We start from the raw sequence: 13,641 nt of genomic DNA, 5'->3' as shown, positions 1-13,641 counted from the left end.
TGGAAGCCATTGTTGCCAGACCGGATCGGCCGTCGCCAAGACCCGCTCGGTACGACCCGCGGTCGTACGGAACGGGACGCCGTGGATTCGAAGGGCCGGTCGCGCGAAGCCTGCCGACCGGTGCTGAGCTGCGGGAACGCGGGGAGCGCCGGGGTGGCGCGGGTGCCGCCGGGGTGTCCACTACCGTCCGTCGTAGTCGTTGATCACGTGTGAGCGCACTCACCGTTCGGGGGTCGGAGGGCGTCACTCGCCGGTCCGGCGGCCGCACGGTGGGTGCAGATGATCAACGCTGCCTTGAGACCGGGGCCACACCGTGGTGCTGAGACCGGCGCCACACCGCCCCGGCCATGCCGATGCCGGTGTCACACGGTCGCGGCGGGACCGGAGCCGAGCCGCCGTGGTGGACGGCTAGCGCAGGTCGCCCAGTCGCCGGTGCCGGGCGGCCCGGGCCGCGAGCCGGTCCGTTTCGGCGGCGGCCGCCAGGGCGCCGAGCGCCGCGCCGACCGCCTGCCCGAGCCGGGCGCAGAAGGCCTCCGGCTCCTCGGCGGCGTCCGGCAGCTCCGGAACCACCTCGTCGACCAGCCCGACCTCGGCCAGGTGGCGCGCCCCGATTCCCTGGGAGCGGGCCAGCTCGGCGGCGTGCGAGCCGTCCCGGTGGACGATCGCCGAGGCGCCCTCCGGCGGGAGCGGTGCCAGCCAGGCGTGCTCGGCGGCGATCACCCGGTCCGCCGGGAGCAGCGCGAGCGCCCCGCCGCCCGAGCCCTGGCCGAGCAGTACGGCCAGGACGGGCGTGCGCAGCGCGAGCAGGGTGGTGAGGCAGTGGGCGATCTCCACCGCGATGCCGTCCAGCTCGGCCCGAGCCGACAGCTCGGCGCCGGCCGTGTCCACCACGGTGACCAGCGGCAGCCCGAGCTGTTCGGCCAGGCGCGCGGTGCGCCGTACGGCCCGCAGGTCGGCGGCGGTGAAGGGGCGCTCGTGCTCGGGGGTCTGCCGCTGCTGGCCGACGACCAGCACGGGCCGCCCGCCGAGCACCGCCAGTGCCCGGACGAGCGCGCCGCCGCGTCCGCCGGGGGCGTCCAGCAGCACCAGCTCCTCGGTGGTGTGCCGCAGCAGTTCGCGCGCGCCTGGGCGGTCGGGGCGACGGGTGCGGCGGACGGAGTCCCAGGCGTCCGGGTGTCCGGGGGCGTCCGGGCCGGGCTCGGGCTCGGGCTCGGGAGTGGGCGTGGGCGTGGGAGCGGGCTCGGGGCCGGTGGAAGGGGCCTGCGGTGCGGCGGCGAGCACGGTCAGCGCGCGGCGGAGCAGTTCGCGCAGCTCCTGCGGCGGCACGACGGCGTCCACCAGCCCCTGGCCGGCGAGCGTCTCGGCCCGCTGGACGTCCGGCGGCAGCTCCACGCCGCGCAGTTCCTCGTACACCCGAGGGCCGAGGAAGCCGAGCCGGGCGCCCGGCTCGGCGAGGACCAGTTGCCCGAGCGTGCCCCAGGAGGCGAAGACCCCGCCCATGGTGGGGTTGCGCAGATAGGTGACATAGGGGAGGCCGGCGGCGCGGTGCGCCTGGACGGCGGCGGTGATCCGCAGCATGCAGAGGAAGGCCGCCGACCCCTCCTGCATCCGCGTCCCGCCGGAGACCGGCAGGGCGAGCAGCGGCAGCCGCTCGGCGGTGGCGCGTTCGACGGCGCGGGTGATCCGCTCGGCGGTGGCGACGCCGATCGAGCCGCCGAGGAATCCGAACTCGGAGGCGATGAGGGCGACCGGCCGGCCGCCGATCAGGCCGAGGCCGGTGAGGACGGCCTCGTCCAGGCCGGTGCGCTCACGGGCGCGGTCGAGCGAGGCGCGGTAGCCGGGGTCGGCCCGGTCGGCGGCCGGCGGCTCGTCCCAGCTGCGGAAGCCGTCGGGGTCGACCAGCAGTCCGATCAGCTGGTGGGCCGTCAGTGCCGTGCCCGAGCCCGTACCCATGCCCACCCCGTCAGAGATCGTTCCGGCCTTGCCGTGATCCGCCACGCTACGGGGCACTCTATGCGGCGCGGTCCGGGCGGGACAGCTCCGACTTGAGTTCGATGACGGTCGACCCTTGTGTCGGCCGGGCGGTTCGTGGGCGTCGTGCGGGTGGCCCCGGGGGCGGGGTGCGGTGGTCGGCGTACGGCTCAAGTCTCCGCAGGTAAAGGGGGGTTACTCACTGCTTAATAGTTTTTCCGAAGGCTTCCAGAGTTGACGGTGTCCCGCCACACTGAGGGACATGACTCGCACTCTACGCGCGTGGAAGTCCCGCGCCGCCGCCGTCACCGCCGTCGCCCTGATGACCCTCGCCCCGGTCGCCGTCGCCACCGACGCGCACGCCGACGTGAGCGGAACGGTCTGCCTCTCCGCCCTCCCGTCGCAGGCCGCCGACACCCTCGACCTGATCGCCTCCGGTGGCCCCTTCCCCTACTCCCAGGACGGTGTGGTCTTCCAGAACCGGGAGGGCGTCCTGCCCGGTGAGTCCTACGGCTACTACCACGAGTACACCGTCATCACCCCGGGCTCCCCGACCCGCGGCGCCCGCCGGATCGTGACCGGCCGGTCCTACCAGGAGGACTACTACACCGGCGACCACTACGCCACGTTCTCCCTGATCGACCAGGCCTGCTGAACCTCCACTGACCGACCGTCCCGGAACGCTTCCGGCACGACGGTGGCCCCGGCCCGCTTCCCCGCCGAGGTCACCGCCGTGCGGCCGCGCCGACTGCCGAGAGCGAAGCCGGAGCCAAAGCCGAGACCGAGGCCGCCGCGGCGACGCCCGCGCCGGGCTCAGAGCTCGGACGGCCCCCAGGCGCCCACCGTCAGCTCGTCCCCCACCCGCAGCGTGCCGGGCCGCAGCACCGCGAACTTGCTGCCGAACGCCACCCCGCCCGCAGCCGCCCGGCGGTACCGGGCCAGGGTGCGCAGCGGCTCCGGCCCCGCCTTGGTGCCGCTGGACTGGTCCAGCGTCGTCACGGCGCAGCGGATCGCCAGCTTGGCGTAGCCCAGTTCGGCCCCGCCCACCTCGATCCTGCGGGCCAGGTCCTCGGTGTGCGGTTCGGTCCAGCCGTCCACCACCAGGTTCGCGCGGAACCGGTCCATGGGCACCGGCCGAGCGTCGGAGAGCTCGTTGAAGTGCTCCAGCGAGGAGTGCGACACCAGGAGCACGGCGCAACTGTCCGCGTAGCCCGAGGTGCCCGGGGTCAGTCCGGTGGTCACCCGGTCGTGCTCCGGCGGTACCCGGACCAGCCGGCCGCGCGAGCCCAGTACCTCGGACAGCCACTCGGCGGCCTCCTCGCCCTGATCGATGCCGAGGAACGGCACATCGAACATCCGCACCTCGCGGCGCGGGCCCTCGGTGTCCACCGTCACCGACACCGGCTCCATCCCGGCGGCGGTCAGCGTCAGTGAGCGGCCGTCCCGCGTCACCGCCGGGCGGACGGTGGCCAGGACCGGGTCCCGGCGCTGGGAGCGGAACACGCCCTCCTCGTCCACCACCATGAACTCCCGGTCATGGGCCAGCCCGGCCCGGGTGAGCTCCGCCTGCGCGGCCGTCACCCCGGCGCAGCCCTTGACCGGGTAGTACCGCAGCTCCGTCACCGTGGCCATCGCTTGGTCGCCCCCTTCGTGCAGGCGCACCGTTCTGCGCCTGCGTACCGTCCATCTCGTCGACCCCACAGGGTAGTTGAGCGGCTCTGCGGGGCTGGTGGGCGGTGCCCGGTGGGCGAGCCCGGCGCTTGCTAGGGTCGGGGCATGGCACCACCGAGCAGCGCGAACCCCCCGGGGCGGCTCCGGCGGGACGCGCAGCGCAACCGCGACCAGCTGCTCGCCGCCGCCCGCGACATGTTCTCCCGGCACGGCCTCGACGTGCCGTTGGACCAGATCGCCAAGGAGGCCGGCGTCGGCAACGCCACCCTCTACCGGCACTTCCCGACCCGCGAGGCGCTGATCGCCGAGGTGTTCGAGGACGCCGGGGGCGGTCTGGCCGCCGCGGGCGAGGAGGCGCTCGCCGCCGAGGACGCCTGGAGCGGCCTCGAACGGTACTTCGGGCGGATCTTCGAGCTGGTCGCCGCCGACCGGGGCATCAACGACCTGGTCACCCAGGCCATCCCGGCCATCCCCGGAATGATCGAGATCAGCCGCCGGCACGCCGCCACCGTCGGCGTCCTGATCGCCCGCGCCCAGGAACAGGGCACCATGCGCCGCGACGTGGTCACCATGGACCTGCTCTTCCTCCTCGGCCCGCTCTGCCGTGCCCTGCCCGCCGCCACCGAGCTGCGCCCCGACCTCTGGCGCCGCTACCTCGCCCTCCTGCTCGACGGCTTCCGCGCCCGCGCCGCCCACCCGCTGCCGGTCCCGCCGATCGGGGAGGAGCACCTGGACCGGATGTTCGCGGACCTCTGGGAGGCGGGGGCGCCGGAGCAACCGGAGCGGCCTGAGCCGCCGGAGTCGCCGGAGCGCTGAGCGCGCCTCGCCCGCGTGGCGTCAGGGACGCGTACGGAACGGCGGGCTCCACGTCAGAGCCGCGTCAACGGGCCGGTGCCGTACGGGCGCGGACCGCTTTGCTGGGGTGAAAGCGGCGCGGTCCGGCGCGGTCCGGCGCAGCACGGGCCAGGGCGGTCCGGTGCGCGGGCACCCGGGCACCTTGGCACCCGGGCATCCGCGCGCGGCCGGACGGAGAGGCAGGGGCGGAGCCATGGCGGACAGTGGTACCGACGAGGGCCGGATCGTGGTCGGCATCAGCGGCTCGCTCGGCAGCCTCGCCGCGCTGCACCACGCGGTGGCCGAGGCCCGCCGGACGGACGTCGAGGTGCTCGCGGTGCTCTGCTGGACCCCGCCCGGCGACGAACTCGGCTACCGCCGGACCCCGTGCCCGCCGGTGATCGAGGCCGGCCGCGACGCCGCCGTGGCCCGGCTGCGGCGGGCCCTCGACGAGGCCTTCGCCGGACGCTACGCGGGTGTCCGCCTGCGCTGCCAGACCGTTCGCGGCGACACCGGCCACACGCTGGTGCGGTGCGCCGACCGGCCCGGGGACCTGCTCGTCCTCGGAGCCGGCCGGGAGCGCGGCCGCCTCGCCCGGCTGGTGCACCCCTCGGTCACCGCCTACTGCGTGCGGCACGCCACCTGCCCGGTCCTGGCCGTCCCGCGCCCACCGCTGCAGCGCGACCTGGAGGCGCTGGAACGTGGCCGCGGGCTGCGGGAGCCGGCGGCGGGGAACGGCTAGCGGCCCGCGTGGCCCCGCGGGCGGGAGCCCGAGGACGGGCCTACGACAGTCCGGCCACCTCGGCGAGGACGGCGGCGGTCCGTCGGCCGGCGGCCAGGGTGGCGGCATCGGTGGCCGGGAGGCAGCGGCGGGCCTCGGGACGGTAGGCGGTCATCACCACGCCGGCGTGGTCGGTGGGGAGTTCGAGGGTCCGTACCGCCGACATCTGCTTTGTCAGAGCAGCGCTCAACTGCCGAGTGTGCTCGACGTCCACGATCTCGTCCGCCGTGCCGTGGACCAGCCGGAGCGGGACGGGGGAGGGGGTGGCCGCCAGGTGGTCGAGCGGGGCCTCGCCGGTGGTGACGGCCCTGGTCGAGTAGTGGGAGGCGATGCCGACCGCGGCGGCGGGGCGCAGTTCGGCGGGGGTGTCGGGATGGGTGGCCACCGCGATCGCCTCGCGGCCGCCCATCGACCAGCCGGCCAGGACGAGGCGCGTCGGGTCCCCGCCGTACTCGGTGGCGATCGGGCGGGCCCCGGCCAGCGAGGCGAGCAGTTCGGCACTGCCGCCGTCCGGCTGCGTGGCGTCCCAGTCCGGGACGAGCACCAGCAGCCCCAGCCCGGCGGCCTCCTGGGCCAACGGCCGCAGCACATCGCGTTCGTTCGGGCCGTTGCCGTGCCAGAGCAGCACGACGGGGGCCGGCCCGGTGGCGCCGGAGGCCGGGAGGTGGATGTCCGTCAGTCGTCCGGCGGTGTACGGAACCGTCCGGAGCCGAGCGTTCGTCATCCGGGATTTTCCTCCGATTCGTTGAATGATCACGGAGCTGGTACTGTACTTCTCGTTGCGAGGGAGTGATTCCTCCTCAGGCGTCAGTGGTGCTACCAGAGCACGTCCTACTTTCAGTAGGAAGAGTCCGTGCGACCCGGGCCTGGCGCTCCGAAATCGGACAGGGTCCGGTGCCGTGCAAGCGGCGCCGGGCCCTGTCCGCGTTTCCGGGGGCAGGCCCCCGGCCGGGCAGCGGCCCGGCGTTCAGGACGGCTGGCGGTCGGAGCCGAGTTCGCGGGAGATCCGCAGCCCGACCTGGGCGACGACCGGTCCGAGGGCGCGGACCCGGGCGGCGGTCATCCGTGAGGTGAGGCCGGAGACGGAGAGGGCGGCGGTGACCTCGCCGGTGTGGTCGAAGATCGGGGCGGCGACGCAGCGGACCTCGGGCTCGTTCTCGCGGTCGTCGATCGAGTAGCCGCGGGCGCGGATGCGGGCGAGGTCGGCGCGGAGCCGGGGCTCGTCGGCGATGGTCCAGGCGGTGACCGGGCGCAGCCCGGCCGCGACCACCTCGGCGACGGCCTCCTCGGGCAGCCAGGCGAGGATCGCCTTTCCGGTGGCGGTGCAGTAGGCGGGAGCCCGGCTGCCGACCCGGGAGGCCATCCGGACGTTGGTCTCGTCCTCGACCTTGTCCAGGTAGACGATCCCGGGGGCCTGCCAGACGGTCAGGTGGACGGTCTCGCCGGCCTCGCGCTGGAGCCGGCGCAGGTGCTCGGCGGCGACGCTGCGCAGGTCGAGGGTGGTCAGGTAGGCCTGACCGAGCCGCAGCGAGCCGTGGCCGAGCCGGAACCAGCCGGTCTCGCGGTCCCGGTCGAGGAGGTGCTCGTCCAGCAGGGGACCGGCCAGTCGCAGCACGGTGCTCTTGTTGAGGCCGAGGCCGTCGGCGAGCTGGGCGAGGGGGACGCCGCGCCGGTCGCCGTGGTCGCGGACGTAGCCGAGGACGGCGAGGGCGCGGCGCAGCGAGGAGGACTGGTTGCGTTCGGTCGCGGGTTTCTTGGGCGCCGTCTCCATCATGGGTCCGTTCCCTGGTGTCGTTCTGCCGGTGTTCCCCCGCAGGTCGGCGGCGGTTGTCAGAACGTACCCGTTCGCGACCCGATCGCCGCATCTTCGATACAACGTTGTGCAGTGCAAAACTTTCACCAACTCCCTCTTGTTGGCGCCGATCGGCCCCGCCTAACGTCCCTGCCATCGAGCAGGCGACGACGCCCCACCCGAGCGCTGCGCCCTGCCGTACCCCCACCACTTCACCCACCATCGGCCCCGGTCAGGGCCTGCTTCGACGTGCCCGTCCCCGGCGGCGGACGTCTCGGCGGCAGCTGTCGGGAGGGGAGGTCTCCACCATGCGACTCATCGGACGGACCGCCGCAGCCGCCGTGCTCGCCGTCGGCTGCCTGGCCGCCACCGCCTGTGCCCCCGGCACCGCCGCGCCGGCGAGCGACAAGGCCGCCGACGACCGGACCGGCACCGTGCAGGTCTGGCTGTACAACGAGGCCGGCAACGCGGCCAAGGAGGCCGTGATCTCCAAGGCCGTGGCCGAGTTCCAGGCCTCTCACCAGGGCGCCACCGTCAACGTCAGCTACATCGACACCGACGCCTCGGCCCGCGCCGCCAAGATGAAGGGCGCCTTCAACGACCCGAACAGCGCCCCCGACCTGGTCGAGTTCGGCAACACCGACCTGCCCGGCTACGTCGCCGCCGGCGGCCTCGCCGACATCACCGCCGACCTGGACAAGTGGCAGGACAAGGGCGACCTCGACCCGGCGATCGCCAAGACCGCCGTGGTGGACGGCAAGACCTACGGCCTGCCCTGGTGGGTCGGCGTGCGCGCGCTGTACTACCGCACCGACCTGTTCACCGAGGCCGGCCTCACCCCGCCGACCTCGTACGCCGAGCTGGTCGCCGCCAACCAGAAGATCCACGCCGCGCACCCGGACACCTTCGGCATCGCCGTCGGCGGCAAGTACACCTTCGCCGCGCTGCCCTTCGTCTGGGACGCGGGCGGTGACATCGCCGCCAAGGACGGCGCCGCGTTCAAGGCGGCGATCGCCTCGCCCGCCTCGCAGGCCGGGATCAAGCGCTACACCGACCTGTTCGGCGCGGACGGCTGCCCCGCCCAGCAGTGCGCAGACCTGACCGGTGGCAAGACCGTGGACCTGTTCGCGGCCGGCAAGTCGGCGATGGCGGTGCTGCTCAACTCCAACCGCGGCAAGGTGGACGCGGGCGCGGTCAAGGGCAAGTACGGCGTGGTGCCGCTGCCCGGCGAGAAGCCCGGCTCGATCGCCCCGGCCTTCGCCGGCGGCAACAACCTGGGCGTGATGAAGGCGGCCAAGCACCGCACGCTGGCCGTCGAGTTCGCCGAGCTGCTGGCGAGCCCCGCGTACCAGGAGCAGATGTACGACGCGATGGGCAACCTGCCGACGCTCAAGTCCGTCAGCGGCAAGGTGGCGGCGAAGGACGCGTTCCTGAAGCCCTTCACCGACACCATCGCGGCCGGCACCAGGTTCGTCCCGCTCGACCAGGCGTGGGCGCAGATCGACGCCCAGTCGGTGATCCCGACGATGCTCCAGCAGGTCGTCACCGGTAAGGCGGACGTGGCCAAGGCCTCGGCCGACGCCGCCGCGCAGATCTCCTCGGCCTTCGCCGCGCACTGACGGCCGGCCGCCGGCGGCGGCGCGCCGCCGCCGGCCCCGAGCCACCGGCACCGCACCGTCGGCCACCGGCCGCGCACGGACGGCCCCCCTCCCGGTTCGTCTCAGAGAGCAGGTCCCGCACGTGTCCGTATCCACCTCGACCGCCCCGGCGCCGCCTTCCCCGCAGAGGCGCCGTGGGGGAAAGGCGCCGGCCGCACCCCCGGGCGGTCGGCGCCGGCGGCCCCCGCTGCTGCTGCTCCTGCCGGCCGCGGTCATCCTGATTCCGCTGGTCGCCTACCCGATCTACCAGCTGGGCCTGCTGTCCGTCCTCGACTTCGGGCAGGCCCAGGCCTCCGGCGGCGTCCCGACCTCCTTCGTCGGCTTCGGCAACTACACGAAGATCCTGGAGGACGAGCAGTTCTGGACGGTGCTGTTCCAGACCATCGGCTTCGCCGCGTTCTGCGTGGTCGCCACCCTGGCCGTCGGCGCCACCCTCGCGGTGCTGCTCACCAAGGTCGGCCGGTGGCCGCGGCTGGTGCTGACCACCGCGGCGATGGCCGCCTGGGCGGCGCCGGCGATGACCGGTTCGACGGTGTGGAGCTTCCTGTTCGACACCAACCTCGGTCTGGTCAACCACACCCTGGAGGGGCTCGGGCTCTCCGGCTTCCACGAGTTCAACTGGTTCTACGACAAGTGGACGGCGTTCCTGATCGTCGGTGCCGTGGTGGTGTGGCACTCCTACCCGTTCGTGATGGTCACCCTCTACGCGGGCATCCGGGCGATCCCGGAGGAGATCATGGAGGCGGCCGCCCTGGACGGCGCCAACACCTGGACCACCTTCCGCCGGATCACCGCGCCGATGCTGCGGCCGATCCTGACCATCGTGGTCATCCAGTCGGTGATCTGGGACTTCAAAGTCTTCACCCAGATCTATGTGATGACCGAGGGCGGCGGCATCGCCGGCCAGAACCTGGTGCTCAACGTGTACGCGTACCAGAAGGCGTTCGCCTCCTCGCAGTACGGGCTGGGCGCGGCGATCGGCGTGATCATGCTGCTGATCCTGGTGATCCCGACGGTCCTGTACATCCGCACGCTGCGACGGACGGGGAACGAACTGTGAGCCCGGCGAACTCCTCCCCGGCCGCCGTGAAGCCGGCCGCCGTGAAGCCGGCCGGCAACGCCCGCGGCCGGAACGCCCGGGGCCGCTGGCGGCTGGCCGCCAACACCGGTGCGATCGTGCTGGCCGTGGTCACCGCGTTCCCGATCTTCTGGATGGTGCTCTCGGCCTTCAAGCCCAAGGGCGAGATCCAGTCCCTCGACCCCAGGCCGTGGACCGCCCACCCCACGCTGGAGAGCTTCCGGCAGGTGCTCAGCGTCGACGGATTCGGCCGCTACTTCGTGAACAGCCTGGTGGTCGCGCTGTCGGTGGTGGTGCTGTCGGCGATCGTGGTCTTCCTGGCGGCGGTGGCCGTGACCAGGTTCCGCTTCAAGTTCCGGACCACCATCATGGTGATGTTCCTGATCGCCCAGATGATCCCGGTCGAGGCGCTGACCATCCCGCTGTTCTTCATGTTCCGCGACGCCGGGCGGTTCGCCCCGGGCGTGGGGCTGAACACCCTCGCCTCGCTGGTCCTGGTGCAGCTGGCGTTCTCGCTGCCGTTCGGGATCTGGATGATGCGCGGCTTCGTCGCGGCCGTCCCGGTCTCGATCGAGGAGGCGGCGCAGATCGACGGGGCGAGCCGGACCCGCATCCTGTGGCGGATCCTGCTGCCGCTGGTGGCGCCGGGACTCGCCGCGACCAGCGTGTTCTCCTTCATCGCGGCGTGGAACGACTTCGTCTTCGCCAAGACCTTCATCATCAGCGCCACCCAGAACCAGACGCTGCCCTCGGCGCTGCTGGTCTTCTTCAAACCGGACGAGAACGACTGGGGCGGCATCATGGCGGCGTCCACGCTGATGACCGTGCCGGTGCTGATCTTCTTCATCGCGGTGCAGCGCAAGCTGGTCTCCGGACTGGCCGGCGCGGTGAAGGACTGACGTCCGCCGAGGCCGCGCAGCCGGGAGTCCCGCCGACGGCGGGACTCCCTCGGCCGTCCGGGCCCGAGCCACTCAGGAGTCGAGCGGCTGATGAGGCCGGGCGGTTCAGGAGACGAAGCCGACGACGTCGGCACCCTTCCGGCGCTGCGCGAGCCGGAGCCAGCCGACGACCTCCGCGACGGCCTCGGCCACCTCGCGCTCCGGCGCCGGGGTGCGGCCCTCACGCTCGGCCCGTTCGAACTGCTCCAGTGCCCTCCGGCAGTCCTCGGCCGGCCAGGTGCTGCAGGACGGCACGTCGCAGGACGGCAGTTCGGCCGGAAGGCCGCCGCCGTACTGGAAGTCCGCGACCGAGACGGCCGTGATCCCGTACGCCTTCAGGCCGTCGTCGACCACCTCCAGCCAGTTGCCCCGGAACGGTCCGAAGGAGTCGACCTCCAGGGGCTGCCCGACGAGCCAGCACAGCCGCCGGTACGCGTAGCCGTACTGGAAGGCGTGGTTCGCGTCCGCGGAGAAGGGGCCGCCGTGCACCACGGCGCGCAGCGCCTCCAGGGCGGTCGGCGCGCCCTGCGCGATCTCGTCGGCGAAGTGCTCGTCGGACCTGTCCAGGGACGGGCCGAAGTATGCGAGGGCCTCGTCGAGCGCCCCGTCGTTGCCGCTGCCGACGCGGACACGGAGCTCCGCGGGGTCGACCAGGTACGCGCGCAGGAAGGAACTCATGGCAGCACGGTAGCGGTCGCAACGGACAGTGGGTTCGGCGGGTCGGTCGTCCTCGGGCGCCCGGTGAGTGTGCCGAACGGTCTTGCCAGGAAGGCAACTTGACGGTCGGGAGGCGGCGCTCCGGGTCCGTGTGCGGGTGCGCGGACGGGTGGATCGGTGGCGGGTTCGGCCGGGGCGGGCTCAGGCCGCCGCCGCGGAGTCCCGGGTCGGGACGGCGACCAGCACGAACTCCGCGCCGGCGTCGTCCCGGACCAGCGCGGTGCGGCCGAACGGCGCCGGCGCCGGACCGGTGACGACCGTGCCGCCGAGGGCGCGCAGCCGGTCGGCCGTACGGTCGGTGTCCCCGGTCGCGAAGTGGACCAGCCAGCGCGCCTCCGCGCCCGGGCCGGCGGGGCCGATGCTGCACGCGGGCAGGCCGGCCACCCGGGCGAGGGTGTGTCCCTCCCGTGGCCGGTCGTACCCGTAGCCGAGGACCCGGTGGTAGAAGGCCCGGGCGGCGTCGGGGTCGGGGGAGAGGTGCTCGTTCCAGGCGAGCGCGCCCGGTTCGTCGACCAGGCCGGCGCCGTCGATGGTGCCGGCCTGCCAGAGTCCGAAGCGGGCGCCGAGCGGGTCGACGGCGAGCGCGGCGCGGCCCTGCTCGGGCACCTCGTACGGCTCACGGGCGAGGCGGCCGCCGGCGGCCCGGACCGCGGCGAGGGTGCGCGACGGATCGGGGCAGGCGAGGAAGGTGGTCCAGGTGGCTGGCGGGTCGGTCGGCCGGGCCCGTTCGACGGCCGCGACCTGGGCGCCGTACCGGGTGGCAACCGCCTCGGCGGGGCCGGTCGGAACGAACTCCCAGTCGAACAGCGCGCCGTAGAAGGCTTCTGCCCGTGCGGTGTCCGGCGTGGTGAGAACGACCCAGCACGGCACCCCGGCGCGGTAGTTGCCCGGTTTCGGCATGCGACCCTCCTGGCGGGCCCGGTGCCCGGTGCCCGGTGCCCGGTGCCCGGCGTTCGGTGTTCGGCGCCACCGGCCCCACCCGCCAGCCTCCGCGCCCGGCGGGTGCGCGGCAAGCGGGGGATCAGGACACTCCGTGCGGCCGGAACTGGATGCTGATCCGCGGGCCCACCGGGCGGGCCGTCTTGGGGATCGCGTGCTCCCAGGTGCGCTGGCAGGAGCCGCCCATCACGACCAGGTCCCCGTGGCCGAGCTGGTGGCGGACGACCGGCCCGCCGCCGGAGCGGGGCCGCAGCGCCAGGGTGCGCGGCTCGCCGACGGAGAGGATCGCCACCATGGTGTCCTCGCGGGCGCCGCGCCCGATCCGGTCGCCGTGCCAGGCCACGCTGTCCCGGCCGTCCCGGTAGTAGCACAGGCCGAGGGTGCGGAACGGCTCGCCCAGCTCCTGGGCGTAGTGCCGGCTCAGCGCTGTCCGGGCCAGGCCGAGCACCGGGTGCGGCGGTTCGGCCTGTGCCGGGTAGGAGGCCAGCAGGCGCGGGACGTCGACTGTCCGTTCGTACATCTCGCGCCGCTCGGCCCGCCACGGCACCTCGGAGGCCAGCTGTTCGAACAGCTCGTCGGCTCCGTGCAGCCAGCCCGGGAGCAGGTCCAGCCAGGCGCCGTCGCCGAGCGGCTGCTGCCGCAGGCCGGTGAGCGGGCCGAGGCGGAGGCCGCCGCGGTCCGCGTCGTCGAACAGCGAGGGCTGGAGGTGGACGGTGCCGTGCATGGGGTCAGCGTAGCGCCTCGATTCGAACATGTGCTCGAATGACTGGAGGGCTTCAGGCCGCGCCTTGTGGATCTTCGCCGGGCCTGCGACGCCAGGGCGTGTTCCCCGGCGGCGGAGGAGGGCCGCTACGGCGATCGACGGTCGGCGGGGGCGTCCGATCGACGCAGCTTCACCCGGCGGTGGCCGGAGACCGTTGTCAGGCGGCACGGGCGACCGGTAGACGGGAGGCTCCGAGCGCCGATCCTCCGAGTACCGGGAGTGCCGTGAACGCCCTGAGACTGCTCGCCGTGCCCGCCGCCGCCCTCGCCCTGACGCTGAGCGCCGCACCCGCCGCACCCGCGGCGTCTGCGGCGTCTGCGGCGTCTGCGGCGTCCGGGGCCGCCGCGGCCCCCGACCCCGCGCCCGCCACCGTCACCATCTCCCGCGCGGACGGCGGATCGACCGTCCAGGCGCACGTGGGGGACACCGTGCAGGTGGAGCTCCTCGCGCTGCGCGACTACACGGTGACCTGGTACTGGTACGCCCTGGGCACCCCGAG

14 protein-coding genes are annotated in these 13,641 nt (G+C 73.8%); 7 read left to right on the top strand and 7 right to left on the bottom strand.

What is annotated here, in order from left to right; translation table 11 throughout:
* Window positions 1–408 precede the first annotated feature (408 nt).
* Window positions 409–1,953: a carboxyl transferase domain-containing protein gene (locus ACFWJ4_RS21365; RefSeq protein WP_380546039.1), complete on the bottom strand. Its 1,545-nt coding sequence runs from the start codon at window positions 1,951–1,953 to the stop codon at window positions 409–411.
* A gap of 280 nt (window positions 1,954–2,233) precedes the next feature.
* Between ACFWJ4_RS21365 and ACFWJ4_RS21360 the strand changes: the two genes are divergently transcribed.
* Complete coding sequence (locus tag ACFWJ4_RS21360; protein WP_380546037.1) at window positions 2,234–2,626, top strand: ribonuclease; 393 nt, start codon at window positions 2,234–2,236, stop codon at window positions 2,624–2,626.
* A 158-nt stretch (window positions 2,627–2,784) separates the two neighbouring features.
* Here the strand turns inward: ACFWJ4_RS21360 and ACFWJ4_RS21355 are convergent, their stop codons facing one another.
* Window positions 2,785–3,603, bottom strand: a complete 819-nt coding sequence (locus ACFWJ4_RS21355; RefSeq protein WP_380546035.1) for an MOSC domain-containing protein — start codon at window positions 3,601–3,603, stop codon at window positions 2,785–2,787.
* A 144-nt stretch (window positions 3,604–3,747) separates the two neighbouring features.
* Between ACFWJ4_RS21355 and ACFWJ4_RS21350 the strand changes: the two genes are divergently transcribed.
* Both ACFWJ4_RS21350 and ACFWJ4_RS21345 read left to right on the top strand, forming a co-directional pair.
* Window positions 3,748–4,458: a TetR/AcrR family transcriptional regulator gene (locus ACFWJ4_RS21350; RefSeq protein WP_380546033.1), complete on the top strand. Its 711-nt coding sequence runs from the start codon at window positions 3,748–3,750 to the stop codon at window positions 4,456–4,458.
* A gap of 232 nt (window positions 4,459–4,690) precedes the next feature.
* Window positions 4,691–5,218: a universal stress protein gene (locus tag ACFWJ4_RS21345; protein WP_380546031.1), complete on the top strand. Its 528-nt coding sequence runs from the start codon at window positions 4,691–4,693 to the stop codon at window positions 5,216–5,218.
* A 40-nt stretch (window positions 5,219–5,258) separates the two neighbouring features.
* Here ACFWJ4_RS21345 and ACFWJ4_RS21340 read toward each other — a convergent pair whose 3' ends face one another.
* Together ACFWJ4_RS21340 and ACFWJ4_RS21335 are read right to left on the bottom strand one after the other, a co-directional pair.
* Window positions 5,259–5,981: an alpha/beta hydrolase family protein gene (locus tag ACFWJ4_RS21340; RefSeq protein ID WP_380546029.1), complete on the bottom strand. Its 723-nt coding sequence runs from the start codon at window positions 5,979–5,981 to the stop codon at window positions 5,259–5,261.
* Window positions 5,982–6,224: 243 nt separating this feature from the next.
* Window positions 6,225–7,031 carry an IclR family transcriptional regulator gene (locus tag ACFWJ4_RS21335; RefSeq protein WP_380546027.1) on the bottom strand — a complete coding sequence of 269 codons (807 nt, stop codon included), beginning with the start codon at window positions 7,029–7,031 and terminating at the stop codon, window positions 6,225–6,227.
* Between the two features lie 326 nt (window positions 7,032–7,357).
* On the opposite strand from ACFWJ4_RS21335, the gene ACFWJ4_RS21330 reads away from it, so the two are divergent.
* The 3 genes from ACFWJ4_RS21330 (at window position 7,358) to ACFWJ4_RS21320 (ending at window position 10,684) form a co-directional block, all read left to right on the top strand.
* Window positions 7,358–8,668 carry an extracellular solute-binding protein gene (locus ACFWJ4_RS21330; RefSeq protein ID WP_380546025.1) on the top strand — a complete coding sequence of 437 codons (1,311 nt, stop codon included), beginning with the start codon at window positions 7,358–7,360 and terminating at the stop codon, window positions 8,666–8,668.
* 121 nt (window positions 8,669–8,789) lie between these two features.
* Entirely contained in the window at window positions 8,790–9,767 is a 978-nt protein-coding gene (locus ACFWJ4_RS21325) for a sugar ABC transporter permease (protein WP_359907564.1), read from the top strand.
* Window positions 9,764–10,684 carry a carbohydrate ABC transporter permease gene (locus ACFWJ4_RS21320; RefSeq protein WP_380546023.1) on the top strand — a complete coding sequence of 307 codons (921 nt, stop codon included), beginning with the start codon at window positions 9,764–9,766 and terminating at the stop codon, window positions 10,682–10,684. Before ACFWJ4_RS21325 ends, ACFWJ4_RS21320 begins: the two co-directional genes overlap by 4 nt.
* Before the next feature lie 105 nt (window positions 10,685–10,789).
* On the opposite strand, the gene ACFWJ4_RS21315 is transcribed toward ACFWJ4_RS21320, so the two are convergent.
* From ACFWJ4_RS21315 to ACFWJ4_RS21305, 3 genes are all read right to left on the bottom strand, one after another.
* Entirely contained in the window at window positions 10,790–11,401 is a 612-nt protein-coding gene (locus ACFWJ4_RS21315) for a hypothetical protein (protein ID WP_380546021.1), read from the bottom strand.
* 180 nt (window positions 11,402–11,581) lie between these two features.
* Window positions 11,582–12,340 (bottom strand): VOC family protein, encoded by a 759-nt coding sequence (locus ACFWJ4_RS21310; RefSeq protein ID WP_380546019.1) that lies wholly within the window; start codon window positions 12,338–12,340, stop codon window positions 11,582–11,584.
* 121 nt (window positions 12,341–12,461) lie between these two features.
* Window positions 12,462–13,103 (bottom strand): alpha-ketoglutarate-dependent dioxygenase AlkB, encoded by a 642-nt coding sequence (locus ACFWJ4_RS21305; protein ID WP_380546017.1) that lies wholly within the window; start codon window positions 13,101–13,103, stop codon window positions 12,462–12,464.
* Between the two features lie 263 nt (window positions 13,104–13,366).
* On the opposite strand from ACFWJ4_RS21305, the gene ACFWJ4_RS21300 reads away from it, so the two are divergent.
* The coding region (locus ACFWJ4_RS21300; protein ID WP_380546015.1) for a hypothetical protein at window positions 13,367–13,641 on the top strand (275 nt) is incomplete at its 3' end.

The organism is Kitasatospora sp. NPDC127067, assembly GCF_042724755.1.
Classification (GTDB): domain Bacteria; phylum Actinomycetota; class Actinomycetes; order Streptomycetales; family Streptomycetaceae; genus Kitasatospora; species Kitasatospora lactacystinica.
This window is presented reverse-complemented; position numbering and strand designations above follow the sequence as displayed.

What these genes read in the sequence shown, in the direction of transcription:
- ACFWJ4_RS21365 (WP_380546039.1), bottom strand. Translation starts at nt 1,953, where the DNA reads ATGGGTACGGGCTCGGGCACGGCACTGACGGCCCACCAGCTGATCGGA.
- ACFWJ4_RS21360 (WP_380546037.1), top strand. Translation starts at nt 2,234, where the DNA reads ATGACTCGCACTCTACGCGCGTGGAAGTCCCGCGCCGCCGCCGTCACC.
- ACFWJ4_RS21355 (WP_380546035.1), bottom strand. Translation starts at nt 3,603, where the DNA reads ATGGCCACGGTGACGGAGCTGCGGTACTACCCGGTCAAGGGCTGCGCC.
- ACFWJ4_RS21350 (WP_380546033.1), top strand. Translation starts at nt 3,748, where the DNA reads ATGGCACCACCGAGCAGCGCGAACCCCCCGGGGCGGCTCCGGCGGGAC.
- ACFWJ4_RS21345 (WP_380546031.1), top strand. Translation starts at nt 4,691, where the DNA reads ATGGCGGACAGTGGTACCGACGAGGGCCGGATCGTGGTCGGCATCAGC.
- ACFWJ4_RS21340 (WP_380546029.1), bottom strand. Translation starts at nt 5,981, where the DNA reads ATGACGAACGCTCGGCTCCGGACGGTTCCGTACACCGCCGGACGACTG.
- ACFWJ4_RS21335 (WP_380546027.1), bottom strand. Translation starts at nt 7,031, where the DNA reads ATGATGGAGACGGCGCCCAAGAAACCCGCGACCGAACGCAACCAGTCC.
- ACFWJ4_RS21330 (WP_380546025.1), top strand. Translation starts at nt 7,358, where the DNA reads ATGCGACTCATCGGACGGACCGCCGCAGCCGCCGTGCTCGCCGTCGGC.
- ACFWJ4_RS21315 (WP_380546021.1), bottom strand. Translation starts at nt 11,401, where the DNA reads ATGAGTTCCTTCCTGCGCGCGTACCTGGTCGACCCCGCGGAGCTCCGT.
- ACFWJ4_RS21310 (WP_380546019.1), bottom strand. Translation starts at nt 12,340, where the DNA reads ATGCCGAAACCGGGCAACTACCGCGCCGGGGTGCCGTGCTGGGTCGTT.
- ACFWJ4_RS21305 (WP_380546017.1), bottom strand. Translation starts at nt 13,103, where the DNA reads ATGCACGGCACCGTCCACCTCCAGCCCTCGCTGTTCGACGACGCGGAC.